The organism is Pontibacterium granulatum (assembly GCF_029961155.1).
Lineage (GTDB): Bacteria > Pseudomonadota > Gammaproteobacteria > Pseudomonadales > Balneatricaceae > Pontibacterium > Pontibacterium granulatum.
This window is the reverse complement of record NZ_JASBRH010000007.1, coordinates 209,693-236,322: the sequence shown is the minus strand read 5'-3', so window position 1 is coordinate 236,322 and position 26,630 is coordinate 209,693. Positions and strand designations below refer to the sequence as shown.

The window sequence follows — 26,630 nt, the reverse complement described above, 5'->3', positions numbered from 1 at the left end:
CCGCAACGCGGTGCCCAACACGTCAGGCATCGCTTCGCGATGGCTGACCTACGAACCGTAAGAAGCACCTTTGTAGCAGGCGTTTAAACCCTTTGAGTGCCGACCATCCTCCGAACGAGGTCGCCCTCGGAGCGGGCTGCTACAGAATAAACATTTGTAGGTTGGCCAACGCAACGCGTTGCCCAACACATCGGGTATGCAAAGAAGAAAAGAAAAAAACGGAACCGCCCCGAACGATGAGAGAGGAAAGGAACGGCGCCGTTGGGGCGGGAAAACAGAAAGAGACTTAACCTCAGAAACGACCACTCAAACGCAACCACACATTACGCCCCGGCTCGGCCACCTGCACCGGATCGCTGTCCAGTAGGTAATCGCGGCTTTCGTGCAGGGTGTAGAACTTGTCGAACAGGTTATCCACACCCATCGCTACGGTCACACCCGTCGGTAGTGTGTACTCTCCATGTAGGTTCACCAGGCCATACCCCTGCGTAGCACGCACGTCCTGACCACCACAGGATGAATCGCTTAGGCACACATCGTTCTGTGCATCCACCAGCTTCCACTCAACCCCGGCTTTCCAGTTGTTAAGCACGTAATCCAGGGAGTTGGTCAGCTCCAGCGGCGAGATACGGGACAGGTCTGTACCGCCATCTTCATTGTTGCCCTGCAGCCACGCCAGGGAACTACCTAGGGTGATATTGCTGTTCAGCTGGTAGGTCACCTCAAACTCTACACCGTACAGCTCGGCATCAATGTTGCGGTAGATATCGTCGCCGCTGACGGTCTGGCGCAGGATGTAGTCATCCACACGGTTGTACCAACCACTCAGCATCCAGTTCAGATCTGCCATGTTGCTCGCCAACGCCACTTCCAACTGGTGGTGCTTCTCCGGTTCGATCTGTGGATTACCCACCCATTTGGCACCCATGCCCATCATGTTCGCCTTGGCGATATAACGCTCGGTCGCATCAGCAGTGCGCACACTGCGGGAGAACGTGGTTTCCACGCTGTACTGATCATCGATACGATGCGTCCAGCTGATCAGGCCACCCACGTTGTCTTCGGTACTATCCGTATCCGTCGTGCCATATTTCTGGTTGTAGAGGTTGGTTGGGGTGTTCACGCCACCCATACCAAAGGCTTCGTTAGCACGGCTGGCGCTGGCGTCCACTCGGTCATAACGCAGACCGGCTTTCAGCACGTCGTCTTCACCCAGCGCTTTTTCGCCTTCAACAAACAGACCGGTCTGATCGATCGCCACACCCGGCCAGTGGCTGAATACCGCTGCGCCGCTGGAAACCATATTGCCCTGGGCATTCCGGTCGTTGTTCTGCGTATCCACACCAAAGGTCCAGTCGATATCTGCTGCGTTGGCTTCCAGCAGCACGCGGAAACCTTTGGTATCCGAGGTCGACGGCGCTTCCATGGTGGTATTTTCCATCAAGTGATCCACATTGGACTGGTACAGGTCCACCCGCAAGTACTGTATCGGACTGCTACGGAAATCATGGGTCAGCTTGAGACGGGTACTTTCAGAATCGGCAAACGGACTGTCCATCATCGCACCCGGAAATTCCACGTCTTCCTCACCGGACTTTTCGACGCTTGCTTCCAAAGTGGTGTGTTCGCTCAGGCGGATACCGGCCAGCAGCGCGTTGGAATCACTTTCGTACTCGGCATCCACCTTATTGCCGTTCCCGTCTACATAATCCTGCGCTTCGGAATGATGCGCGATAAAGCGCAGGTAGGTATCATCGTCACCCATCGCGGCATCGAAACCCACCTCGCCTTTATCACCGTTGCCCTCGTAGCTACCGGCCAGCTCCACGTTGTAGCCTTTCTCGTCGATCATCGGCCAGTCGCGTTCAAACAGCACGGTGCCGCCGGAACCACCGCCACCGTAGACCACGGTGCGGTTACCTTTTATTACGGTGACGCGGTCGTAGCTTTCAACCGAGGTGTATGCGGTTGGCGGGTCCATACGGTTGGGGCAACCACCGTGGATGTAACCACCATCGAGAAGGATATTCAGTTGGGTTTCCTTCTGGCCACGGATCACCGGATCGATGGCACGGCCGCCCATACGGATACCGGATACACCGGTCAGACTTTTCAACAGCTCACCGCCATCAGACACCGGCGAAGCCTGCACACCGGTGGTGGTTTCACGCACGGTGGTTTCCAGCTGCGGCAGACCACGGTTGATTTCGATAACCAGATTGCCCTCCGAATCGGCAGCCTGCGCCATGGTGGATACTGCCATTGCAACGGCAATGGTGAGTGCTTGTTTGTTCACAACGAACCCCTTTATTAGAACTCTCTAAACTGATGGCGGCAGAGTCTAATCAAAAGGTTCCCGCTTTCAGATGTGACACGGCGTCGCGCGGCAGGTTGTCGCGCGTCATCCTGTCGCATCACCATGAAAGCAAAGACTTTTTGCGTAAGGGAAAACCACAAATGCGTCAAAGTTTCCAAAAATAAACTTTTGGATAACACTGGTCACATTTGATTCATAAAACGGTATTATTAGCGACCAATTTTTATCCAATACGGTATACGTATTATTCACGGTTTTCTTCGGTCCACTGCACCTGGCCTGGGGAGAATCTTTAACCGTTTTATTCGGGGACTAAAAATGCAGGCAACCAACCAGCCGACGCTGTCCGATCTGGAACAGAAGGACGCATTCGTCGCGCGCCATATCGGCCCATCCGCGGCCGAGCAGCAAGCCATGCTGCAATATCTGGACGTAAACACCCTAGACGAACTGATCGATCAGACCGTACCGGAAGCGATCCGCGTACCGGCACCGATCAACCTGGCCGAAAGCCGCACCGAAGAGGAAGTACTGACTTACCTGAAAGAGGTTGCGAGCAAGAACGTCATCAACCGTTCCATGATCGGTATGGGTTACACCGACACCATCGTACCGAACGTTATCCTGCGTAACGTCCTGGAAAACCCAGGCTGGTACACCGCGTACACCCCCTACCAGCCAGAGGTGTCCCAGGGTCGCCTGGAAGCCCTGCTTAACTACCAGCAGATGGTTCTGGACCTGACCGGTCTGGATCTAGCCAACGCCTCCCTGCTGGATGAAGCAACCGCGGCCGCAGAAGCGATGACCCTGTGTAAGCGTATGGCGAAAGCCAAGAAAGCCAACGCTTTCCTGGTGGACCGCAACGTTCACCCACAGAGCATCAGCGTTATCGAAACCCGCGCTGAGCCACTGGGTTACGAAGTGATCGTTGGCGATCTGAACGAACTGGTCGACCAGCACGAATTCTTTGGTGTGCTGGCTCAGTACCCAGGTACTGAAGGTGAGGTCAACGACTACGCCGAGCTGATCGACAAGGTTCACGCCAAGAAAGCGCTGTTCTGTGCGGCGGCTGACATCATGAGCCTGGTGCTGCTGAAGTCTCCTGGCGAGCTGGGTGCCGACGTAGTCTTCGGTTCTGCACAGCGTTTTGGTGTACCGATGGGCTTTGGTGGTCCACACGCAGCATTCTTTGCTACCCGTGATGCGTACAAACGTTCCGTACCGGGCCGTATCATCGGTGTATCCGTCGACGCCCGTGGCAAGCAAGCCCTGCGTATGGCGATGCAGACCCGCGAGCAGCACATCCGCCGTGAAAAGGCGACCTCCAACATCTGTACTGCCCAGGTGCTGCTGGCCAACATGGCGGCGTTCTACGCCATCTACCACGGTCCTGAAGGTCTGAAGACCATCGCCGGTCGCATCCACCGCATGGCCGACATCCTGGCGACAGGTCTGCAGAGCAAAGGCATCGAACTGGCGAACGACACCTGGTTCGACACCCTGACCCTGAACCTGGGCGACAAGCGCGATGCGGCATACGACGCAGCCCTGGCAGCAGGCATCAACCTGCGCAAGAACGGCAGCGACAAGCTGGGTATCACCTGTGACGAGCGCACCGACCGCGTAGCCGTTGAAGCCCTGTGGACAGCGATCCTGGGTGATAACCACGGTCTGGATCTGGACGCAATCGACGCAGAACTGGCGGCGAACGGCAGCAGCTCCATCCCGGCCAACCTCAACCGCGAATCCGCTATCCTGACCCACCCGGTCTTCAACAGCTACCACAGCGAAACCGAAATGCTGCGTTACCTGAAGAAGCTGGAGAACAAGGATATCTCCCTGACCCACAGCATGATCGCGTTGGGTTCCTGCACCATGAAGCTGAACGCCACCGCAGAGATGATCCCGGTCACGTGGCCGGAATTCGGTAATCTGCACCCGTTCGCGCCGATGGATCAGGCCCAGGGTTACAAGCAGATGATCGACGAGCTGGAAGAGATGCTGTGCGCCATCACCGGCTTCGACGCAATCTGCATGCAGCCAAACTCCGGTGCTCAGGGTGAATACGCGGGCCTGCTGGCGATCCGCAAATACCACCAGGCGAACGGCGAAGGCCACCGCAACATCTGCCTGATCCCAACCTCTGCCCACGGCACCAACCCGGCATCTGCAGCACTGGCGGATATGAAAGTGGTACTGGTTAGCTGTGACGACAAAGGTAACGTCGACATCGCTGATCTGCAGGCGAAAGCAGAAGAGCACAAAGACGACCTGAGCTGCCTGATGATCACCTACCCGTCCACCCACGGTGTGTACGAGGAAGGGATCAAAGAGATCTGCCAGATCGTGCACGACAACGGTGGCCAGGTATACATGGACGGCGCGAACCTGAACGCACAGGTAGCGATCTCCCAGCCTGCGGCGATCGGTGCAGACGTCTCCCACATGAACCTGCACAAAACCTTCTGTATCCCACACGGTGGCGGCGGTCCGGGCATGGGTCCAATCGGCGTAGCAGCCCACCTGGCACCGTTCGTAGCCAACCACCCAGTACAGCAGATCGACGGCCCTAAGGCAGAAAACGGTGCCGTTTCCGCAGCACCATGGGGCAGTGCCTCCATCCTGCCGATCACCTACGTGTACATCGCACTGATGGGTGGTAACGGCCTGCGTCTGGCAACTGAAAACGCCCTGCTGAATGCCAACTACCTGACCGCAAAACTGAGCGAGCACTACCCGGTGCTGTACACCGGCCGCAACAACCGCGTTGCGCACGAGTGCATCATCGACCTGCGCCCACTGAAGGAAACGTCCGGTATCAGCGAAGAAGACGTGGCCAAACGCCTGATGGACTTCGGCTTCCACGCGCCGACCATGTCCTTCCCGGTGGCGGGCACCCTGATGATCGAACCAACCGAATCCGAGTCCAAAGCAGAGCTGGACCGCTTCATCGAAGCGATGGTTAAGATCCGCGAAGAGATCCGTCAGGTTGAAGAAGGTCTGATGGACGCAAACAGCAACCCGCTGAAACACGCCCCTCACACCCTGGAAGACCTGATCGATCCAGAGTGGGACCGCAAATACGACCGCACTCAGGGCCCGTTCCCAGTACCGGCACTGAAAGAAAGCAAGATCTGGCCAACGGTTAACCGTATCGATAACGTATACGGCGACCGCAACCTGTTCTGCTCCTGCATTCCGGTTGAGGCGTACGCTGAGGATTGATGGTTTCTAAAGATTGAAACTGAAAAGGCCGCTGGTGGGAATCAGTGGCCTTTCTTACTAAAGGTTAACGCACCAATCACGGATCGAGAAAAGGTACTGCAGTTTGAAGGACCGAGCCTGGAGGGCGGTGATTGATTGGTTTGTTAAAGAGACACACATTTCTGCACTGAAAATTGTTGTTTACTATTATCAACTGCTTCAGCCAGAACAACATTAGAGTTTGGTCCAATAAAAATCACAGACTTATCTTTTAGATGCTCACCTTTACAGTAATGTTTAGAATTAAAGTCTGTTTTCATAGCAATAGATTTCACAGCTACACTTTCAGTGTTTGGGGATAGCATTATCAAGCCAGCAACTGAAGCATATGCACTAAAAACCACTATAGAAATCAAGACAGCATAGACATTACCTTCATCCCCATCTTCACGCTTATCTCTACCTTCATCTTTATCATTAACTAAATCCTTTATAATTCCAGCAACCAAAATAGAAGACGAAACAAAAAAAACGGGAATCATTAACAAAAACAAAATAACCGCAACATTATAAAAAACCATCGCTGAAATAGTAAAAGGAAAAAAACCTGGATCCACACCAAACATAGAATTTATTTGCGACGCGCTATTAAAACCAGCCCAGTACAAAATAAACGAAGACAAACCGCCTAGCAGCCATCTATTAGAAATATATGATTCAGAAAATCGATATACGGAATTTTCCTCAAGAAACCGAGAAAGCCCCCAAACAAAAAGAATAGAACCTAAAACAAACAATGGAAGAGGAAACAGCGTTTCTTTAAAAAAAAGAATCAGAAACCAACATGCGCCACCCGCAAACAACAATCTGTTTGTTACTTTAGTAGTTTTCATTTCCATTGAAAAAACACGACCTTTTACAAAAGAAAAACAATTAAATAATTCTTGCCTAGTAACCTTAGACATTGTTATCACAAACTTCAAAAAAAGAAGAAATATTGCCAACCAGATAACAGAGGCTTCTTTAGACAGAGGAATATCTAAGCTATAGCTTGGCATAAAGACAAGACAAACGATCAAAAATGCGTATAGAAATGCTAATGGTAGATATCTCTGGTTCATACACTCTCCTTGTCATTTTATGACTAAATCAGGTACGCCGTAGGCATTACCTATATTTACTTGACAGCAGTTTGTTAGAAATCGGAAAAATCGTCAAATTCTTCATCCTCATCTTCCTCATAATCTTCTTCATCATACTCCCCTTTAGAATGAGGGGCTTCGTCGAAATATTCCTCATCCTGGTCATCGAAGTCAAAGTGATATTCAATGTGTTCATCACTATCGAACAACCAGGACAAATCAATATCCCCTTCAGATTCTTTTAGTTTAAATATTGGCTTTATTTTGATACTTGGATCAAAAAACTCTACTTTGTGTTTAAGTAAAGCACCAAAGAAATGGTGTGATTTTATGAAGTCTGTAGAATCATTTTTGAGCCACTTTCTTCTTCCAGCCTCATAAGCAAGAAGCCAGCTTGTTCCTTCCAAGGCTTCAGCATTTGAATATTTCCTTAGATTATCTGCAAGCAAGTTTGTTTTTATTTGTCCACTGTTAAACATATCTAGAATCAGTAGACTGCAGACAGAATTAGACATTCCCTCTACTTCACGCACAACATCACGCTTTATATTCAACCCAAGTTCTTTGCATATTATTAAAAGCCATGACACCTCACCATGATGATCAGATATAGAATGATTAATTATAAGATTATGACAAAACCTCTCAATCGCCTCCTTATTTAATTCATAACCATAGCCATGGTATGTAGCCAAGATATTTGCAATAACCTGCAGTGTATTTGGAAAGCTGTACCCACACTTTAGCAAATAAGCCTCAAATATATCCCAATTTGACTTTTTTATGATCGTCGAAGAAATCTGCTTCAATCCATATTTAACAAGCGCCTCATCTCGAAATTTACCTTCAACAGAAAACAACACCTCAAAGTAGTTATGAATATCATCTCTTTGCTTTCTTTTTTCATCGGAAATTTTTAATTTTCGGATACTATATTTCCACGATTCTTCTACAAGGGCCCTTACCTCAACAATTCGTGTCTTTGATGGGTTTATCTGTAATTCATAGTTGCTGACAGCCTTAGTTAGTTCAGCCAAGGCTTTTTCAGCCTCCTCTCGCCTGTCAAAAAATAGGCAATAGTCATCAACATACCTAAAACCACGTGGCCAATACCCAAGAGCTTTCCTTAAATCCTTATCAATAGCCACACCAATAATTTCTGCGATTATGTGTGAGCTATCTGGGCCTATAGGTAGGCCAATCGTCTGTCCATCCTGTAATTTGGTACTTCTCTCATCAAGGATATTCCCAAAATAAGCAGCACTTGATTTTCTATTCTTCTTTGCTACATCTCTTCCATGTAATGCCCATGGAATTGTATGGGTATAAATTGTTGGGAAATAACTTGTTATATCGGTGATTAGAGCGTATCTGTAACCAGCGGACTTAGTCACTTTCGCTTCATAGAGCTCACTAAATCTACTAATTTCTATAGCCCTTAAAGTGGGTGACAGTTTAGGTTTACTGAGAGATATTTTACTCTTTCGAAAGTGTTTCTCTATTTCTACCCAGTATGTTGCAATCTCTTTAGTCAAAAAGAAATAGCTAATAGGGTTAACTATACTTGTAACTCGCCGATAGTAGGATGACCTTGCAACAGAAAATTTCTCTGAGCGTGTATCAGGATCTTTTTGTGCATTCCATCTTCCTTCAAATTTTTTATAGTTTTCTGAGAATGTTCGTGTCGTAAAAGATGGTGGCAGTTGTATAGGAAAAAATCCCTTATCTAGTAACTCTCTAAGTTTATCCATTGATTACTTCAACATATCGATGATGAATTGCTGCTAACATTCTAGTTGAGCGCTGACTTATATTTCTGAAATATCCTGCCACCCAAAAGATGCCACTAACATGCAGAAGAGAAAGGGAGTTATGGATCGTATATCTTATTCTCTTCCGATGAAAATGAGCATGCGCATATTGATTGTTTACACCAGCGTGATATCACTCCAGCGTCATCCGTAATCGATTGATAATGCAGGATATTTGTCCGCTTTTCCAGCGTCAAAACACTCCAATTAGGACGTCTAAAGGTTCTATTACCTAACAACGCATATATACAACTTAAGTACCCACTTCGCCTGAATGCCCTGTGCCTTGGTATCTAATCCCTTCCTTTTCACCATCCGCTGCTCCTAAGATCAAAAGAAAATAAGAATTAGGAGACCACCATGAGCTTACTGTCAGCACTGAAATCTTTCTTCGCTCCACTGCCTGAAGGCGCTGTGCGCTACAAGGGTTTTACGATTATGGCGACACCTGAACAGGACGGTACTCACTACCGGATCAGCGGTAATATCTCGAAGAAGGACAAGCAGCATAGCTTCTCTTTGGTGGACCGTGTTGCAGCCGAGGAGGTGTGCGTGAAGCGGGCGCACGAGAAGGCGAAGATCTTTATCGATCAGAAAGGTGAAGCGATCTTTTCGTGAGGGGATTGGTTGGGCGTTTGGGGATCGATTGTAGGGCACCCCTTTAGGGTGCCGGCAGCCTAAAGGCTGCCCTACAAATGCACCCTACACGATTACCCATTTACCAAGGCAGCACATCACCGTTGGAGTGCCAGAATGTGCCGCTGTTGCTCAGGTTAAGCTCTTCAATGCGCTGCGACAGACGCTCTGCCGCTTGGTCAGGAGTGATATCGCCGTGACCACCGATCATCTCTGTACCCACCAACCCCGGATGCAAAATTGCTACTGCGACACCCTGCGCTTTCAGGTCATGTGACAATGACATACCGGCGATATTCAGCGCGGCTTTGGACATGCGATAGCCGTAGCGACCGCCACTGGTGTTATCCGCCACTGATCCCATACGACTGGTAATCAACGCAACTTTTGCGTTTACCGCCAGATTGTTCATCAGGGCTTCAGTCACCATCAACGGCGCCAGTGCGTTGGTCTCAAACTGCTTGCGAATCGAATCCTGATCGATATTCCCAAGAACCTCATCACGCAGGATGCCTGCGTTGTTGATCAGCAGATCAATACTCACGCCAGCCAACACGGACGCCAGACGCGCAATGCCCTGCTTCTCTGACACATCAACACCGTCGATTACCTCAACACCCAATGCAATAAGCTCTGGGGAGGCGGTACGACATGCGGCATACACGGTGCAGCCCTGGGCTTTATACAGTCGGCAGAAGGACAGTCCGATACCTCGATTGGCACCGGTAATTACAACGGTTTTAGACATAGTGAGTGCTTCCGTTTAAGAGGGTTAAGATCGCGATAAAGAAAGGGATGAGCAAATTGATTCAAATATATCTGCAGCAAAGCGGTGCGTTACGCTGCGCTAACACACCCTACTCTTTTGCTTTAATCCGGCTTAATCGTAGGGTGCAATAGCAAAGCGTATTGCACCGTTACCCCTATTAAGCCCAAACCAATTACTGCGGCAGCGGCAGTTCCATATGGAAGGTAGATCCCACCGCCGGGTCGGAGGTCACGGCCATGTGACCCTGGTGCTGTTCGGTGATGATGTAATACGAGAACGACAGGTGCTGACCGGCATCAAACCCTTCCGCTTCCTTGTTGTCGCTGAAGTACGGTTCAAACAGCCCCATCTGTTCATCGCTGCTCAGGCCAATACCGTTGTGCTGTATCTTGATCCAGAAACTGTCGTAGCCCTGCGCCAGCACGATCTTGATGGTCGGCTCAAACTCTTCTTTGGCGGCACGCTGCTGCAATGCCATCAGGGAGTGACGGAACAGACTCAGGAACACCTGCTGTATCTCGGTGATATAACAGGCCACCTGTGGCAGATTTTTCTCAATCTGCCAGTCCAGCTTCACCTGGTTAAAGGCCAAGGCATCATCACCGGAGATCACCTCTTTACCCAGATCAACCGTGTGCTCCATCACATCGACCATGTTGGTCAGCTGTTTTTCGCTGTGGCGGCTGCGGGAGAAAGTCAGCAGGTTGTTGATGATCTTGGACACCTGGTCACCACGGTTCGACATGTCCTTGGCGATATCTTCCAGCAGCGCCATCTGAGCACCGCCATCCTTTTGCTGGCTATCCGCCAGAACATTATGGAAACGGCGCAGATCCATCAGGATCGCCTGCAGCGGCAGGTTGATATCGTGTGCCATGGTCGACGCCACTTCACCCATAAAGGACATCTTGTCGTTATGGATCAGCAGGTTCTCGGCGGTTTTTTCCTTACTCACATCATCCACCAGGATCACCACACCTTCGTAGTCACCCTGCAGTGGATAGATGGTGATATCAAAGTGGCGCAGGCTGCGCATACTCTGCTTGAGGTGGATGGTTTTCTTCTGCTCAATTGCCTGCTGGATATGCTCCGGCACCACCGTCATCGTTGGGTACGCTTCCCACAGGGTTTTACCCAGCGCATCTTCAGAGCGCACACCGGACAGCTCTTCCACCATGCGGTTCCAGTGGGTGACACGACCTTCTTTATCGAGGCCCACCAGCATCAGCGGCATCGAGGTGAGGATATCTTTGATGTAAGACTCGGATTCACGCAACTGATCAGCAGTAACCACGTGCTGGGCCACTTCCGATTCCAATGCCTTGTTGGTCTCTTGTAGCGTGGCGGTACGCTCCTCCACACGCATTTCCAGCTCTTTGCGGATGGCATCCAGTTCGCGGTTGGCAACAAAGGCTTTGCGGCGGGCGATAAACAGGTAAGTGGCGGTGATCGTCAGGATGATGATCAGTGTACCGCTACTCCAGTTCGCCAGATGCTGCCAGTTGGTTTTGCCGTATTCATCTTTAAAGAGGTTGATCTCCGCCATCACCCACGGGCTGTAGATGAAGAGCACAAATAGAAAGAGTTTGGTTTTTTTAAAGTCCAACAATGTCATAAGTCTTGCTTTACCAATAGATCGACCAAAAAAGCGCTGTGCCCGCTACGGTATTGAGTGCAGTCAGTCACGTCGGGCTGTAAGACAGCGTGATTAGATAAAGGTTACACTATTTTGGGGTGTTTCTGAGGTTAATCCGCCTAGGAATGTCGATATACATACCCTGTAGAGCATGCCGGAAGCTTAATCACCTCCGATGACGACGAAACTTCCCGACATGAAGCGCAATACTAAACGAGATTGTCGCCCTCAGAGCGGGCTGCTACAAAGACCCTCAATCTCCGCAATTTCGTTCTAGTCATCTCCGGCCGCCCTCCCCTACACTGATCAACATCACTTCCGGCAATTTTGATGTGGTCAGGGCATTAACGATCATGAAACCAGACAACCAGTTCCAGTTCGCCAAAAGCCAGCACCTTGAGCAGGTGACGGCGTTGCGCGCGCAGATCGATGATTTCTCCTACGGCAAACATGCCCACGAGGAGTTTTCGTTTGGCGTGACTCTGGCCGGTCGTCAGGATTTCTTCTCCAGCGGCGCTTTCCACCGCAGTCTGCCGGGCAACATCATTGTGTTTAATCCGGGCGAGGTACACGACGGGCACTCCGGCGTGGACGATGCCCTGCGCTACCGGATGCTGTATATCCATCCGGATCAGCTGGAGCCGATGCTGGCGACGGCGGGCGTCAAACAGAGTCGGGATTTCCGCATTGCCGATACGCTGATCAATGATGCACAGCTACGCCAGCATATTCTGAATATGGCGTTGTTGCTGGAAGACGAAAGCGATAACAAACTGCAGCAGGAGTGCGAACTTTACCAACTGGCGGCGCGGATCGCTCAGTGTTACGGCGAGTATTCACCGGATCGTGTGGTGCGTAACGTCGATCGTTTGCTGCTGCAGGCGCGGGACTATATCCACGCCAATTTGATGGATGAGATGTCGCTGGATGAGATCAGCGAGCAGGCGAATCTTTCGAAGTACCACTTCCTGCGCATGTTCCGGCAGCAGTTTGGCATCACGCCACACCAGTACATCATCAACTGCCGCATCAACAAAGCACGCGAGGCTCTGGAAACGGGCCAACCGCTTGAGGATGTGGTGTTTGACTACGGCTTTAGCGACCTGAGCCATTTCAACCGGCGCTTTAAGCCAACCTACGGTATGACACCACGTCAGTACCAACAGCACTTTATCGGTAAGTAGTTCCTCACTACCACCCAATCTAAATCATTCTGTTACTTTTAGGGATTTCACGATGGTTGAAATACTCGCGTACGCGTTCGGCATTATGTACACCCCCGGCCCGGTGAATCTGCTTAGCCTGAATACCGGGCTAAACGCCCACACCCGGCTGACGTTCTGCGTCGGTGTAGGCAGCGCGATGTTGCTGCTGTTCCTGCTGTTTGGCTATACCGGTGCGTGGCTGGTCTCGCCTAAATACCAGATAGTGATCGGCGTGCTGGGGTGCATCTATATCGCATACCTGGCGTTTAAGGTTGCCCGCGCCAATGTGAAGGTAAGCGCTCGCTCACAGCCTGAGACTGCACTGACGTTTCGCTCGGGGCTTATAATGCAACTGCTGAATCCGAAAGCACCGATAGCGATTTTGCCAATCACCACGGTGCAGTTTCCGGCAGCGGATATCTCGGGTATTTCGATTCTGCTCTGGTCTCTGGTGCTGGCGACAATAGCCTTTGGTGCACCCACGGCGTATATGCTGATGGGCAGATATTTGAGTGGATGGATCAGCAAACCCAGCTATTTTCGGGTGCTGAACTTAGGAATGGCTGTGTTGTTGTTTTATGTGGCGGGGGATATCGCCTACAGCCACGTTTTTAAGGCGTGGATATAGGCGATCTGTGAGACGGTATTTCATCCTGGATTAAGCCATATCGCATGAGACATTACGCTTAAGGTGTTTCGCGTCCCGGCCCCAGCAATGGGCACAGAAAGTAGGCATCTTCCAAATCCATCATGCCGTTCTCATTGGCGTCCACCCACCAGCGGCCACCCAGGTGGCCCGGTTCTCCGGGGCCGTATTCGGTTTCCAGACCGTTCATGCCCACTACCAGTTCCTGGAACCGGCCTTTCATCGGCGGCAGGTCGGTCAGCACAATGGAGTCGTAATAGAGGCCCTGCGAGGTCACGAAAATCACCGGACCGGTGCCACGGCCATCTTCACGGTATTTTGCTTCTGCCGTAAACGGTAACGCCAGCGCGCCCACGATCAGACAGGAGGTCCCGACTTGTTTTAAAAGAGTCATGCTCATCCCCTTTTTGTTTTGCTACCGGACTTTATTGTTGCCTGTCGCGTTCACACGCTGATCACGAAATGTTCACAAATTGATCACAGTGATCAATAGGCTTTAGAAGGGGAGACGAAAGAGGAAAGTGGTGCCCTGCTGGGGTTTGCTGCAAACCTGGATAGCACTGCCGTGCAGTTCGAGAATACGCCAGACGATGGCTAGGCCGAGACCGGCATTGTCCGCGTCGTAGTGACTGGAATCACGTTGGTAGAAGCGCTCAAAGAGGTGCGGTATGTCCTCTTCCGGTATGCCACAACCGGTATCCGCCACCTGCACCACCACGTTGCCGGAGTCCACTTCCACACGGATACGGATGGTGCCACCTTCAGGTGTATGGCGCAGGCCGTTTTCCAGCAGGTTTTCCAGCACCCGTTGCATCAGAGCAATGTCGCCATAGACCGGCGGTGTTGCCGGGTTCAGGTGGACTTCCAGCGTGATCGACTTCTCCTGCGCCCGCAGCTGGTATTTCTGGGCTACATCCTGCACCAGTTCGCACATGGAAAACGGCTCGGCATAGATCACCGATTCGCAGGAATCCAACCGTGCCAGCTCAAACAGCTCCTCCACCATGGTGCCCAGCCGCTTGCTTTGGCTCAGCGCCGTTTGCAGGTACTGTCGCTGCTCCTGCTCCGTCAGTTGACCGTGCTTCAGGTCCAGGGTTTCCAGATAGCCGCGCAAGGTGGTCAGCGGCGTGCGCAGGTCATGGGAGATATTGGCCACCATTTCGCGGCGTTGGTTATCGACCCGCTTCAGCTCCCCCACATGCTCGCTGATCCGGTCCGCCATCGCGTTGAACTGCTGGCCCAGCCGGTCAATCTCATCGTTCGACCGGCGCGGGTATCGAAATCTGGCGTCATCCTGCTGTTGGCCGTTGCCATACTGGCGCATGATGTTGCCCAACTGGCGCAGACGTCGGGTCAGGAAAGCGAACACTAACAAGCCCCCCATCAGCGCAACCGCCAACGCAATCACAAACACCTGCAGGGAGGAGTCGAGGATATAACTCTGCCCCAGCATCGCCATCACATGGTCGAACTGTTCCCCGCCCAGGATGATGTAGAGGTAACCCTGTATCTGCTCGCCGTCAAATATGGGCGCTACGGAAAATGCCTTTTGACCGACCGGGTCGCGTGGATCATCCCCCTCCAGCGGATAGGGTGCATTGCTCTCCATAAACTGCCGGATCGGTTCAAGGGCAACCTGATCCCGCTTCACCTTGCCTTCGGGTGCGGAATATCCCAATACCCGCCCCTGCTCGTCGAGTAGATAGAGCTCAATGCTCGGATTGATGACCATCAGATGGTGGAACAACTGGTCCAGCGCCCCACGGTTGACCTGACGCCCCTGAATCAGGGCATACTCATCCACGATATGTGACGCCAGCTCGCGGTTCAGTTTCTGTACCACCTCCTGCTGGTACATGGTGGCCGAGTGTCCGATCAACTGAATAAACAGCACCCCCACTACACAGAGCAGCAGGAACAGGGTTAATGCCAGACGGCTGTATAAGGTCTTTAACATGGCGTGGCACCATCACCGCTGTCACGTCCGGAGAACTTGTAGCCCACGCCCCAGACGGTCATCACATAACGCGGTTTGGCCGGGTCGGGTTCGATTTTGGCACGCAGGCGGTTGATGTGGGAATTGACGGTGTGATCGTAGCCTTCATAACCATAGCCCCACACGGTGTCGAGCAGCTGTTCGCGGGTAAATACACGTTCGGGGTTGCTGGCAAAATGCCACAGCAGATCAAACTCTTTCGCTGTCAATTCGATAGGGGCGTCCTGAACGCTTACCTGGCGGGTTGCCGGGTCGATCCGCAGATCCCCAAATTGCAGCGGTGAGTGTTGCGCTTCCGCTTGTGCCGACTGGTATTGATCGGAACGGCGAAGAATGGCGTTCACCCGTGCCACCAGCTCCGGCACGCTGAAAGGTTTGGTGAGATAGTCATCGGCCCCCATCTCCAGGCCAAGTACCCGGTCCAGCTCCGAGGTGCGTGCAGTCAGCATCAGGATCGGCGTGTAGACCTTTTCGCTGCGCAGGTTACGGCAGATATCGAGGCCATCCACCTCCGGCAGCATCAGGTCCAGTATCACCAGGTCGTATCGCCCACTCATCGCCCGCGCCAGACCGGTGCAGCCGTTATCAGCATGTTCAACGTGCAGGTGTTTATCGCGCAGGTTAACCATCACCAGCTGTGCAATATCCCTATTGTCTTCGATGACCAGGATATTCTTTTCCATGATGCAACCGAGCGCCCCACGGGGCACTGCCACTGTTTTATCGGATTATGAGGAAGTCTAGCAGGCAGGTATCACAAAAACGTCACGGCGCCGGATCAGCGGATATAAGAGCAACATCACAGGACGCGTAAGCGGTGGCGCCCGAGCTATGCATTGTTCCTGGCGCAGGGCACTTTCCAGCAAAATTGGTTGACAATTAACCAGCGTGCTGTAGATTGTCCGCTATCGAGAAACAATTCTATGTTTAAATCTCCGCACGCCGTTTTACTGCTACAGTATTCCCGTCCCGCAGTTTTGAATTCCAGTGTTATTTCCCGCGCTTAAAGATCTTTGCAACATACGTGCATCATACTTTCAGTTGAGTGTTGTTTTTGGCCGTATTAGCTGCTTTTAAGCAACCGACCTATCCGCTACCGCGCCTTGGAGAGTGCCAACACACCCTCAGGCCATAAGCCGCTAAGTCACCCAAATGCCCCGAGAGGTCTGATAGAAGACCTGGCATGAATCCACGACATACCGCCAAGCGCGGATGTCTACTGAATTGACGTCATTCACACATTGAGTGACACCAGCCAGCATCGCTGCCGCGTTTATCTGATCTGTTCTTACATCGCATTTCATAACGCACATCACGCACCGATGAGGGCTTTTTTGAGAATAGAGAATGAATAAGCAAATCTCTGGGGCGATTAAATCCTCAGACAAAGAGAAATACAGCCACCCGATCCCGGACCGTGACTTCATCCTGAACCTGCTGAATGAACGCGACACCTCCATGAACCGCCACCAGTTGGCTGATGCCATGCAGCTGTATGATGAGCAGGAACAGGAAGCCCTGCGCCGTCGCCTGCGTGCGATGGAGCGCGACAACCAGGTGATCTTCCACCCGCGCAAGGGGTACAGCGTACTGCGTGCCGACGAGCTGGTTACCGGCACGGTAATCGGTCACCCAGACGGCTTTGGTTTCCTCTCCCGCGACGAAGGTGGCGACGATCTGTTTCTGTTTAACAAGCAGATGGAATCCGTATTCGACGGTGACCGGGTGCAGGTGCGTATCAGCGGTGTCGATCGCCGCGGCCGTCAGGAAGGCAAGATCGTCAAGGTACTGGAGCACAACACCACACAGCTGGTAGGCCGTCTGGCGCAGGACGAAGACGGTGTCTTTTTCCTGGAACCGGAAAACCGCCGTATCACCAACGAGATCGATATCGACGAAGAGGATCTGGCCGGTGCAAAACTGGGCCAGTACATCTCTGTCGAGATCCTGGAGCAACCCTGTAGCCGTTACAACGCCACCGGCCGTGTAATCGAAGTGCTGGGTGACTCCATGGCACCGGGCATGGAGATCGATGTTGCGCTGCGCAGCCACGATATTCCCCACCGCTGGCCACAGGATGCGCTCAAGGCCGCCGAAAGCCTGGGTAACCAGGTTGCGGCAGCAGATAAAGCACACCGCGTAGACCTGCGAAAGCTGCCGTTTGTGACCATCGATGGTGAAGACGCTCGCGATTTTGACGATGCCGTGTATTGCGAGAAAAGTGGCAGTGGCTGGAAACTGTACGTGGCGATCGCCGATGTGTCCCACTACGTAAAACCTGACAGCACACTGGATATCGAAGCCCGTGAACGCGGCACTTCGGTCTATTTCCCGGGACATGTGGTGCCGATGTTGCCTGAAGCCCTCTCTAACGGGCTCTGCTCCCTCAATCCTAAAGTCGACCGTCTCGTGATGGTGTGCGAAATGGCGATCAACAGCGCAGGCAAGATGACGGACTTCAGCTTTTCGGAAGGGGTTATCCACTCCCATGCACGCCTGACCTACAACCAGGTTGGCGCGCTGCTGTCCGATCCGACTTCGGGCGTTGGCAAACAGGTCGCCCACAACCACAAGGCGATCGTACCCCACCTGCACGAGCTGCATGCGCTTTACGGTGCCCTGCGCAAGGCACGTAGCAAGCGCGGTTCCATCGACTTCGAAACCCGTGAAGTGCAGTTCCGCTTTAACGAAGACCGCAAAATCGAGCAGATCGTACCGGTAGTGCGCAACGACGCCCATAAGATGATCGAAGAGTTCATGCTCTGCGCCAACGTGGCAACCGCGGGCTTCCTGGAACAGCTGCAGATCCCGGCACTGTACCGTATCCATGACGGTCCGCTGGAGAAGAAGCTGAAGAACCTGCGCGCGTTCCTTGGCGAACGTGGCCTGAACCTGGGCGGCGGTGATAAACCAACCCCGGCGGATTACGACAAGCTGCTGACCTCACTTGGCGATCGGAGCGATGCACACATCATCCGCACTATGATGCTGCGCTCACTCAGCCAGGCGGAATACAGCCCGGATAACCAGGGTCACTTCGGCCTGGCCTACTCCGCATATGCGCATTTCACCTCGCCGATCCGCCGTTACCCAGACCTGTTGGTACATCGTGCGATCCGTTCGGTGATCCGCCGCAAAGAAACCGGAAGTGCTTTCCACCGCGCGCTGAAACGTATTACCGGCAAGGGTACCGATCCGGTCCAGCGAGTGAAGAACGCACCACGCCTGGAACCGGCCAAAGCATACCCCTACGACATGCAGGCGATGCTGATCCTGGCCGAGCACTGTTCCGAAGCCTCACGCCGTGCCGATCAGGCCAGCTGGGACGTGGAAGCCTGGCTGAAGTGCGAGTACATGCAGGATTTTATCGGTGATACCTTCACCGGCATTATCAGCAGCGTGGCCAAGTTTGGTCTGTTTATCGAGATCGAAGATATTCAGGTGGAAGGCCTGATTCATGTATCCGCACTGAAAAGTGACTTCTACCATTTTGACGAGGCTAAACAGCGCCTGGTGGGTGATCAGTCCCGCACCACCTACGCCTTGGGCGATGCAGTCGAGATCCGTGTTGTACGGGTGGACATGGACCAGCGCAAGATCGATTTCGAGCTTGTGGATACGCAGGCACGTACCACGTCACGTAAGAAGAAACGTAAGCCAAAGCACTGACGCAGCACAAAGCCCGAGGCTAAGGGGCCACAGCGCCCCTATGACGCGATCAGCCCCCGCTCGAACTGCTTGATGTTCTGCTGGATGTAATCCAGAAAAGCCTGCATGGCAGGTGTCGGATGCTTGGCCTGGGGATAGACAACACACCAGCTCCGGCGAAGTGGAAAGCCCTCAACCGGCACGGTTTTCAGCTTACCCAGTTCCAGCTCGGACAGGATGCTGATCTTGGGCAATACCCCCACCCCCAGCCCCGCCACCACGGACTGTTTCAACACGTCATTGGAGCCGAGTTCCATGCTCGGCTTAAGACGCAAGCGATGCTGCTGGCAATGCTGTTCCAGCGCCAGACGACTACCCGACCCCGTTTCACGCAGCAGCAACTGACTGTCCAGAAACTCCTGCGCGGTGACCTGCGGCATCTGCAGCAATGGATGCCCCGCCGGCACCACGGGCACCAGCTCGTTGTTCAGAAACGGCAGGGACGTCAGCGGCTTGTCGCTCGGCACCAATCCCATAATCACCAGGTCATCGTTATTGTCGTTCAGTCGCTGCAGTGCGGCGGCACGGTTTACCACCTTTACACTCACGCTGATCTGCGGATACAGGTCCAGAAAGGCCCGCAGCAGGTAGGGCACTACATACTGCGCAGTGTTAACCGCCACCAGGCGCAGGTCTCCGGCTACCTGACCTTTTAATGCCGCCAGATCGCTTTGCAAATTGCCCAGCTCGGTAAAGATGGCGTTGATGCTGATCGCCAACCGCTCCCCCGCCGCCGTACAAAACAGACGCCGCCCCACGTACTCGAACAACGGCTGATCCAGCGACTGTTCCAGTTGACGGATCTGGCTGCTGACCGCGGGCTGGGTCAGGCCAAGCAACTCTCCGGCCTTACTGTAGCTTTGCAGCTGATACACCGCCTTGAACACTTGAAGCTGGCGAAAGGTCATCCGACCAATGATTTTCTGAACTGATAAAGGCATTTACTTTTCAATATCCGCTTACCTATAAGCAATACCTTATAGATAAACCAAAAAATATCAATTTCTGCTTAGCCAATTGGCGTACTAGGATGATGCACAACTCTGATGGCAGGTTGCCTGAAGGCTGAGGAGAACCAATGATAAAAAAAGTGCTGATTGCCAACCGTGGTGAGATTGCTGTCCGCATCGTGCGCGCGTGCGCCGAAATGGGCATCCGCTCCGTGGCAATTTATACCGAGCCCGATCGTTACGCGCTGCACGTAAAACGTGCCGATGAGGCCTATTCGCTGGGTGAAGACCCGCTTAAGGGCTATCTTGATCCGACCCGTATCGTCAACCTCGCACTCGAAACAGGCTGCGATGCAATCCATCCTGGATACGGTTTTCTGTCCGAAAATGCCGAATTCGCCCGTCTTTGCGAAGAGCAAGGCATTACCTTTATCGGCCCGAAAGCTGAAGTGATTCACCGCATGGGTGACAAGACCCAGGCGCGTGACTCCATGCGTGCTGCTGGCGTACCCATCACACCGGGCTCTGAAGGCAACCTGGCCGACATCGACGAAGCACTGAAACTGGCTGACGAGATCGGTTACCCGATCATGATCAAAGCCACCTCCGGTGGTGGCGGCCGCGGCATCCGTCGTTGCGACACCCCGCAAGAGCTGAAGCAGCAGTACCCGCGCGTAATTTCCGAGGCAACCAAGGCCTTCGGTTCGGCCGAAGTGTTTATGGAAAAGTGCATCGTCAATCCTCGCCATATCGAGGTACAGGTCCTGGCCGACAGCCACGGCAACGTCATCCACCTGTATGAGCGTGATTGCTCTATTCAGCGCCGTAACCAGAAACTGATCGAAATCGCACCCAGCCCCCAGCTGACTCCCGAGCAACGCCTTTACATCGGCAACCTCGCGGTCAAGGCGGCCGAAGCCGTGGGTTACGAGAACGCCGGTACAGTTGAATTCCTGCTTGCCGGCAATGAAGTCTACTTCATGGAGATGAACACCCGTGTTCAGGTGGAGCATACCATTACCGAACAGATCACCGGTGTGGACATCGTCCGTGAACAGTTGCGTATCGCCTCCGGACTGGAGCTGAGCTACCGTCAACAGGACATCAGCTTCCGCGGTTTCGCTCTGCAGTTCCGCATCAACGCGGAAGACCCGAAAAACGACTTCCTGCCGAGCTTTGGTCGTATCTCCCACTACTACGCGTCGGGTGGTCCGGGCGTGCGCGTGGATACCGCCATCTACACCGGCTACGAGATTCCGCCGTATTACGACTCCATGTGTCTGAAACTGGTGGTCTGGGCATTGAGCTGGGATGAAGTGGTCGCGCGCGGCCAGCGTGCACTGGACGATATGCGCCTGCATGGCATCAAGACGACCGCCAACTACTACCAGCAGATTCTGCGCCACCCGGATTTCCAGCGCGGTGACTTCGATACCAGCTTTGTACCGAACCACCCTGAGTTGATGGAGTATTCCGAGAAACGTCATCCAAGTGAGATGGCACTGGCCATCGCCGCAGCCATTGCAGCCCACGCGGGCTGGTGAACACAGGCAACAGATTTTAGCCAACCGCCAGCCCGGTTGCAGGAGAACAAAACATGAGCAACAACAAGAAAATCGAAATCACCGATGTGGTTTTGCGTGACGCCCACCAGTCATTGATCGCAACCCGTATGCGTACCGAGGATATGCTGCCGATCTGCGACAAGCTTGATCAGGTCGGTTACTGGTCGCTTGAAGTCTGGGGCGGCGCCACCTTTGACGCCTGTGTTCGCTTCCTCAAGGAAGACCCATGGGAACGTCTGCGCCAGCTGCGTGCCGCCCTGCCGAATACCCGCCTGCAGATGCTGCTGCGCGGTCAGAACCTGCTCGGCTACCGCCATTACGCGGATGATGTGGTGGAAGCGTTTGTTGAAAAAGCCGCTGCAAACGGTATCGACGTATTCCGCGTATTCGATGCCCTGAACGACGTACGCAACCTGGAAACCGCGATGAAAGCGGTGAAGAAAGCAGGCAAGCACGCCCAGGGGACCATCTGCTACACCACCAGCCCGGTGCACACGACTGAGCTGTTCGTCAAACAGGCCGAAGCAATGCGCGATATGGGCGCAGACTCGATCGTGATCAAGGACATGGCAGGCCTACTGACGCCATACGCTACCTATGATCTGGTCGCGGCGCTGAAAGAAGCACTCGACCTGCCGATTGTTGTGCACAGCCACTCTACCGCCGGTCTGGCCCAACTGTGCCAGCTGAAGGCAATCGAAGCCGGCGCTGACCGTATCGATACAGCGATCTCCTCGTTTGCCAGCGGCACCAGCCACCCGGCAACCGAATCCCAGGTAGCCGCGCTGAAAGACTCCCAGTACGACACCGGCCTGGATCTGGAGTTGCTGGGCGAGATCGCCGACTACTTCCGTGAAGTGCGCAAAAAGTACCATCAGTTCGAAAGCGAATTCACCCGTGAGGACGTTTCGGTACAGATCAACCAGGTACCGGGCGGCATGATGTCCAACCTGGCCAACCAGCTGAAAGAGCAAAACGCGCTGGACAAGATTCGCGACGTATTTGCCGAGATCCCACGTGTACGCAAGGACTTGGGTTACCCACCGCTGGTAACGCCAACGTCTCAGATCGTAGGTACCCAGGCGGTCTACAACGTCCTGGCCGGAGAACGCTACAAGACCATCACTAACGAGGTGAAGCGTTACCTGCAGGGCGGTTACGGTGCGGCACCGGCGGCAGTGGACCCTGACGTACAGAAGAAGGCGATCGGCAACGAAGCGGTGGACGTTGGTCGTCCGGCGGACCTGCTGAAACCGGAACTGAACAAGCTGCGCGAGGATATCGGCGCACTGGCGAAAAGCGAAGAGGATGTTCTGACCTATGCGATGTTCCCGGATCTGGGCCGTGAATTCCTGCAGCAGCGTACCGACGGCACCCTGAAACCGGAGGAATTGCTGCCACCGGAAGCGGCTGGCGGTGCGAAGCTGGGCCATGCCAATGCCTCGGAATTCCGCATTGACGTACACGGTGAAACATACGAAATCGCCGTGACCGGCATCGGCGACCACGGTGCGGGCAAGCGCAAGATCTACCTGTCCATGGACGGGATGCCGGAAGAGGTGATCTTCGAACCACAGAACGAGTTTGTTGCCGAGGGTGGCAGCAGCCGTCAGCGCGCATCCGAGCCGGGTCATGTCACCACCACCATGCCGGGTAACATCTTCGAGATTCTGGTGGCGGTAGGTGACGAAGTTACCGCAGGCCAGGCCGTATTGGTCGCGGAAGCAATGAAGATGGAAACCGAGCTGCACGCCAATATCGCCGGTACGGTAAAAGCGATTCACGTCGCCAAGGGCGATCGTGTCACTCCGGGTGAAGTCCTGATGGAGATCGGCTGATAGCCGACTAGAATACCTGCATGTCCCTGCGGACATGCGGGTATCAGTAAAGCTTCTGCCACCTGAGTCATTGAACTATCGGATATTAAAATGGAAAAAATCGTAAAAGGTGTCATCAACTTCCGACAGAACGTTTATCCGGAAAACAAAGACCTGTTTGGTACGTTGGCCACCGGTCAGAACCCGGATATCCTGTTTATCACCTGCTCTGATTCTCGTATCGACCCAAACCTGCTCACCGGCACCGATCCCGGTGATCTGTTTATCTGTCGTAACGCCGGCAACATTATCCCGCCACACAGTAACGAAACCGGCGGCATGACCGCGTCTATCGAGTATGCCGTTGCTGTACTCGGCGTCCGCCATATCATAATCTGCGGTCACACCGATTGTGGTGCGATCAAGGGGGCATTGGACATGTCCGCACTTAAAGGGCTCCCTCACGTCAAAGAATGGCTAAGCCACTGCCGATCGGCGATGGAGATCGTCCGGGAGCGCCACGACATCCCGTTTGATGTCTGCGTCGGTCACGAACATCTTAACGAAGCCATTGAGGAAAACGTGCTGCAGCAGGTACAGCACATCCGCACCCACCCGACAGTTGCAGCGAAGCTGGCTACCGGCAAAGTAGAGATCCATGGCTGGATCTACAATATCGAAAACGGTGGCATACGCTGCTGCCACCACAGTGATACCGTGTTCCGAGATTTTTATGAACAATATGCGGAGATCATAGCGGGCCTGTAAGCTCTTCGCCCCCCTCCTCCTTTTCCTTCTGATCAGGAAACGTGGAACGGCATGGCCTTGATTACCATGCCGCCATCCACCCCGGTGTAAATGTCTGACGTGCACAGTACCGCTGCACACCGCACTAAACGACCACAAGCTTACAGTTTCCTGCAGTGATTAGCTGTGCTATGTTCGACAACTTCTCCTGTTTTCGAGTTACGGTATGGTCCTGCAGTACATATCCCGTAAGAATGCAATCTGCGTCCTGCTGTTCCTGTTGGTCAGCACAATTGGCATCTACTGGACCCACATCAGCCAGAAAATGGCGCTGCAAGAAAAGCACCTGTTTATCAGCGAGGTGGCTAACGTTCAGGCTCATGCCATCGAACGTCGCTTGCAGCGATCCCTGTCCGCTACACGCTTTCTAGCTCTCGAAGTCAAACAGCAGAACGGCGACATCGATGATTTTGAGTCATTTGCTGATGAGATATTGCGCTCCGTTGGAGGCATCTCGAATCTGCAGTTAGCACCGGCCGGCATTATCCAAAGGATCCATCCCCTTCAAGGAAATGAGCGCGCTATAGGCCATAACATTCTTAAGGATGACCAACGCAGGGCCGAAGCCCATACTGCAATACGGGAGCGCAAGCTGACACTCGCCGGCCCTTTTGAGCTGATCCAGGGCGGTGTCGCAGTTATCGGACGAAACCCGGTGTTTTTACAGCAGGATGGAGAGGACGTTTTTTGGGGCTTCACATCGGCACTCATTTTTCTGGAGGATCTGCTGGCAGAGACTGAGTTGGATGACCTGGAATCCCGCGGCTATCGCTATTGCCTTGATCGAATTCATCCCGACACGGGGGAACGTCAAATCATAGCGAAGTCCAAAAAGCCTATTATCGATCCCTCCCACTCCGCCACACTGCAAGTTCCTGGCAATAGCTGGACCCTGACAATCAGCCATCCGCAAGGCCCTTCCTCGACAACACTCTATATCGGTTACGCCGTTTCCTTTGCTATCGCTTTGTTCATGGCGTTGACCATCGGATCCGTATTGACTCAACCGGAGAAGCTGCGCCGCCTTGTAAAGAGAAAAACCAAAGAGCTGGAAACCCTCGCCTTCCGCGATGCCCTCACCGGCCTGTCCAACCGACGTCTATTGGGCGAGCATCTGGGCCAGGTGATCAAACAGACACAACGAAAAGGCGAAACTGCCGCCCTGATCTACCTGGATCTGGACGACTTCAAGCGCGTAAACGACTTGCTCGGACACGAAGCCGGAGACCAGGTTCTGCAGCAGATTTCGCAACGCATAACGTCAACGCTGCGCAAGTCGGATCTGGTTGCCCGACTCGGCGGTGATGAGTTTGCCGTTCTACTGATGAACCCTTTATCGATCAGTAATGTCAGCCGCGTTGCCAAGTCACTGATTACCGTGATCGAACAGCCGGTCATCCTGAGCAACAAGGAGTTTCTCATCTCAGCGTCGATGGGAATCACCATGGTCCCAACAGACGGTGAGGATGTCACTTCCCTGCTCCGCAATGCCGATATGGCAATGTACGAAGCGAAAAACAACGGGGGTAAACAGTACTGTTTCTTTGATAAATCGATGCAGGACAAAGCCCTGGCCAAAATCCGCCTGGATGAGCAACTCGCCGTTGCCGTGAGCCACAACCAGTTTGTGCTGCACTACCAGCCGATCTACGATCTGGAAACCCGCAACATTGAATCCTACGAAGCGCTGATTCGCTGGAACCATCCCGAATTGGGCCTGACCTTTCCCGATAAATTCATCGATCAAGCAGAAGAATCAGGCTGCATCAAAGATATCGGTTATCTGGTTATTCAAGCGGCCTGTTCGTTTATCAAAGAGAACCTGGAACACACAGGCCACAGCCCTTACGTATCGATCAACCTCTCGCCCCAGCAGTTTATGGACCCGGAGCTGGCTGGACACATTCAACGGGAACTGGACAAATGCCAGTTGGCGGCCTGCTACCTTCAGATCGAAATTACCGAATCGAGCCTGATGGAAAATATTGATACAGCGATAGCGATCCTGCACCAGCTCAAAGCGATGGGGGTAAAGATTGCCATCGACGATTTTGGGACCGGTTACTCTTCACTTGCGATGCTGAGACGCTTACCCGCGGATAAGCTCAAGATCGATCGCAGCTTTGTCATGGAGATGGACGATAACCGCAGCGACCAACGTATCGTGCGTGGCCTTATCTTTATGGCACACACACTCCAGCTTCAGGTGGTCGCCGAAGGTATCGAAACGGAAACGCAGGAGGACATTCTGCGCAGATACGGCTGTGACCTCGGACAGGGTTATTTCTTCAGCCGACCGCTACCCGTATCACAGCTCGATATCCCAAGTGGCACCCATCAGCACGTAACTGTCGATTAACCAATCCGTATAAGAATGAGGGGCACGTGCCTAGCGTGCCCTTCGAAGCATATACACCACTG

18 protein-coding genes are annotated in these 26,630 nt (G+C 53.2%); 9 read left to right on the top strand and 9 right to left on the bottom strand.

Annotated elements, in window-relative coordinates; translation table 11 throughout:
- Positions 1–292 precede the first annotated feature (292 nt).
- Positions 293–2,296 (bottom strand): TonB-dependent copper receptor, encoded by a 2,004-nt coding sequence (locus tag QKW35_RS09090; protein WP_282352471.1) that lies wholly within the window; start codon positions 2,294–2,296, stop codon positions 293–295.
- Between the two features lie 339 nt (positions 2,297–2,635).
- Here QKW35_RS09090 and gcvP point away from each other — a divergent pair, with 339 nt between their 5' ends.
- Positions 2,636–5,542, top strand: coding sequence for an aminomethyl-transferring glycine dehydrogenase (gcvP, locus tag QKW35_RS09085; protein WP_282352469.1), 2,907 nt, complete (start codon positions 2,636–2,638; stop codon positions 5,540–5,542).
- A 143-nt stretch (positions 5,543–5,685) separates the two neighbouring features.
- Here the strand turns inward: gcvP and QKW35_RS09080 are convergent, their stop codons facing one another.
- Positions 5,686–6,642 (bottom strand): hypothetical protein, encoded by a 957-nt coding sequence (locus QKW35_RS09080; protein WP_282352467.1) that lies wholly within the window; start codon positions 6,640–6,642, stop codon positions 5,686–5,688.
- 74 nt (positions 6,643–6,716) lie between these two features.
- Positions 6,717–8,414 carry an RNA-directed DNA polymerase gene (locus tag QKW35_RS09075; RefSeq protein ID WP_282352465.1) on the bottom strand — a complete coding sequence of 566 codons (1,698 nt, stop codon included), beginning with the start codon at positions 8,412–8,414 and terminating at the stop codon, positions 6,717–6,719.
- Between the two features lie 420 nt (positions 8,415–8,834).
- Here QKW35_RS09075 and QKW35_RS09070 point away from each other — a divergent pair, with 420 nt between their 5' ends.
- Complete coding sequence (locus tag QKW35_RS09070) at positions 8,835–9,092, top strand: HlyU family transcriptional regulator (protein WP_282352462.1); 258 nt, start codon at positions 8,835–8,837, stop codon at positions 9,090–9,092.
- 100 nt (positions 9,093–9,192) lie between these two features.
- On the opposite strand, the gene QKW35_RS09065 is transcribed toward QKW35_RS09070, so the two are convergent.
- Both QKW35_RS09065 and QKW35_RS09060 read right to left on the bottom strand, forming a co-directional pair.
- Entirely contained in the window at positions 9,193–9,858 is a 666-nt protein-coding gene (locus tag QKW35_RS09065; protein ID WP_282352461.1) for an SDR family oxidoreductase, read from the bottom strand.
- A 193-nt stretch (positions 9,859–10,051) separates the two neighbouring features.
- Positions 10,052–11,494: a two-component system sensor histidine kinase NtrB gene (locus tag QKW35_RS09060; protein ID WP_282352460.1), complete on the bottom strand. Its 1,443-nt coding sequence runs from the start codon at positions 11,492–11,494 to the stop codon at positions 10,052–10,054.
- Positions 11,495–11,868: 374 nt separating this feature from the next.
- Here QKW35_RS09060 and QKW35_RS09055 point away from each other — a divergent pair, with 374 nt between their 5' ends.
- Positions 11,869–12,699 (top strand): AraC family transcriptional regulator, encoded by an 831-nt coding sequence (locus QKW35_RS09055; protein ID WP_282352458.1) that lies wholly within the window; start codon positions 11,869–11,871, stop codon positions 12,697–12,699.
- Positions 12,700–12,751: 52 nt separating this feature from the next.
- Positions 12,752–13,348 (top strand): LysE family translocator, encoded by a 597-nt coding sequence (locus QKW35_RS09050; protein ID WP_282352457.1) that lies wholly within the window; start codon positions 12,752–12,754, stop codon positions 13,346–13,348.
- Positions 13,349–13,406: 58 nt separating this feature from the next.
- Here QKW35_RS09050 and QKW35_RS09045 read toward each other — a convergent pair whose 3' ends face one another.
- The 3 genes from QKW35_RS09045 to QKW35_RS09035 form a co-directional block, all read right to left on the bottom strand.
- Positions 13,407–13,760: a hypothetical protein gene (locus QKW35_RS09045; protein ID WP_282352456.1), complete on the bottom strand. Its 354-nt coding sequence runs from the start codon at positions 13,758–13,760 to the stop codon at positions 13,407–13,409.
- Positions 13,761–13,862: 102 nt separating this feature from the next.
- A complete protein-coding gene (locus QKW35_RS09040; RefSeq protein WP_282352455.1) occupies positions 13,863–15,323 on the bottom strand; it encodes a sensor histidine kinase in 1,461 nt (486 codons plus the stop codon).
- The gene (locus QKW35_RS09035) at positions 15,317–16,045 is read right to left on the bottom strand and encodes a response regulator transcription factor (RefSeq protein ID WP_282352453.1); all 729 of its coding nucleotides are present in this window, start codon (positions 16,043–16,045) and stop codon (positions 15,317–15,319) included. The genes QKW35_RS09040 and QKW35_RS09035 overlap by 7 nt, the downstream gene beginning before the upstream one ends.
- 664 nt (positions 16,046–16,709) lie before the next feature.
- Between QKW35_RS09035 and rnr the strand changes: the two genes are divergently transcribed.
- Positions 16,710–19,031, top strand: coding sequence for a ribonuclease R (gene rnr, locus QKW35_RS09030; RefSeq protein WP_282352451.1), 2,322 nt, complete (start codon positions 16,710–16,712; stop codon positions 19,029–19,031).
- Between the two features lie 38 nt (positions 19,032–19,069).
- On the opposite strand, the gene QKW35_RS09025 is transcribed toward rnr, so the two are convergent.
- Positions 19,070–20,011: a LysR family transcriptional regulator gene (locus QKW35_RS09025; RefSeq protein ID WP_282352449.1), complete on the bottom strand. Its 942-nt coding sequence runs from the start codon at positions 20,009–20,011 to the stop codon at positions 19,070–19,072.
- Positions 20,012–20,148: 137 nt separating this feature from the next.
- On the opposite strand from QKW35_RS09025, the gene QKW35_RS09020 reads away from it, so the two are divergent.
- The 4 genes from QKW35_RS09020 to QKW35_RS09005 all read left to right on the top strand — a co-directional run bounded on the left by QKW35_RS09020 (position 20,149) and on the right by QKW35_RS09005 (position 26,568).
- The gene (locus tag QKW35_RS09020) at positions 20,149–21,564 is read left to right on the top strand and encodes an acetyl-CoA carboxylase biotin carboxylase subunit (protein ID WP_282352447.1); all 1,416 of its coding nucleotides are present in this window, start codon (positions 20,149–20,151) and stop codon (positions 21,562–21,564) included.
- Positions 21,565–21,617: 53 nt separating this feature from the next.
- Positions 21,618–23,423: a sodium-extruding oxaloacetate decarboxylase subunit alpha gene (gene oadA, locus QKW35_RS09015; protein WP_282352446.1), complete on the top strand. Its 1,806-nt coding sequence runs from the start codon at positions 21,618–21,620 to the stop codon at positions 23,421–23,423.
- 90 nt (positions 23,424–23,513) lie between these two features.
- Positions 23,514–24,170 (top strand): carbonic anhydrase, encoded by a 657-nt coding sequence (locus QKW35_RS09010; RefSeq protein ID WP_282352445.1) that lies wholly within the window; start codon positions 23,514–23,516, stop codon positions 24,168–24,170.
- A gap of 205 nt (positions 24,171–24,375) precedes the next feature.
- Positions 24,376–26,568 (top strand): putative bifunctional diguanylate cyclase/phosphodiesterase, encoded by a 2,193-nt coding sequence (locus tag QKW35_RS09005; RefSeq protein ID WP_282352444.1) that lies wholly within the window; start codon positions 24,376–24,378, stop codon positions 26,566–26,568.
- Positions 26,569–26,630: the final 62 nt, after the last annotated feature.

Excerpts from the sequence above, each read along its gene's own strand:
- gcvP (WP_282352469.1), top strand. The coding sequence starts at position 2,636 with ATGCAGGCAACCAACCAGCCGACGCTGTCCGATCTGGAACAGAAGGAC.
- QKW35_RS09080 (WP_282352467.1), bottom strand. The coding sequence starts at position 6,642 with ATGAACCAGAGATATCTACCATTAGCATTTCTATACGCATTTTTGATC.
- QKW35_RS09075 (WP_282352465.1), bottom strand. The coding sequence starts at position 8,414 with ATGGATAAACTTAGAGAGTTACTAGATAAGGGATTTTTTCCTATACAA.
- QKW35_RS09070 (WP_282352462.1), top strand. The coding sequence starts at position 8,835 with ATGAGCTTACTGTCAGCACTGAAATCTTTCTTCGCTCCACTGCCTGAA.
- QKW35_RS09065 (WP_282352461.1), bottom strand. The coding sequence starts at position 9,858 with ATGTCTAAAACCGTTGTAATTACCGGTGCCAATCGAGGTATCGGACTG.
- QKW35_RS09060 (WP_282352460.1), bottom strand. The coding sequence starts at position 11,494 with ATGACATTGTTGGACTTTAAAAAAACCAAACTCTTTCTATTTGTGCTC.
- QKW35_RS09055 (WP_282352458.1), top strand. The coding sequence starts at position 11,869 with ATGAAACCAGACAACCAGTTCCAGTTCGCCAAAAGCCAGCACCTTGAG.
- QKW35_RS09050 (WP_282352457.1), top strand. The coding sequence starts at position 12,752 with ATGGTTGAAATACTCGCGTACGCGTTCGGCATTATGTACACCCCCGGC.
- QKW35_RS09045 (WP_282352456.1), bottom strand. The coding sequence starts at position 13,760 with ATGACTCTTTTAAAACAAGTCGGGACCTCCTGTCTGATCGTGGGCGCG.
- QKW35_RS09040 (WP_282352455.1), bottom strand. The coding sequence starts at position 15,323 with ATGTTAAAGACCTTATACAGCCGTCTGGCATTAACCCTGTTCCTGCTG.
- QKW35_RS09035 (WP_282352453.1), bottom strand. The coding sequence starts at position 16,045 with ATGGAAAAGAATATCCTGGTCATCGAAGACAATAGGGATATTGCACAG.
- rnr (WP_282352451.1), top strand. The coding sequence starts at position 16,710 with ATGAATAAGCAAATCTCTGGGGCGATTAAATCCTCAGACAAAGAGAAA.
- QKW35_RS09025 (WP_282352449.1), bottom strand. The coding sequence starts at position 20,011 with ATGCCTTTATCAGTTCAGAAAATCATTGGTCGGATGACCTTTCGCCAG.
- QKW35_RS09020 (WP_282352447.1), top strand. The coding sequence starts at position 20,149 with ATGATAAAAAAAGTGCTGATTGCCAACCGTGGTGAGATTGCTGTCCGC.
- oadA (WP_282352446.1), top strand. The coding sequence starts at position 21,618 with ATGAGCAACAACAAGAAAATCGAAATCACCGATGTGGTTTTGCGTGAC.
- QKW35_RS09010 (WP_282352445.1), top strand. The coding sequence starts at position 23,514 with ATGGAAAAAATCGTAAAAGGTGTCATCAACTTCCGACAGAACGTTTAT.
- QKW35_RS09005 (WP_282352444.1), top strand. The coding sequence starts at position 24,376 with ATGGTCCTGCAGTACATATCCCGTAAGAATGCAATCTGCGTCCTGCTG.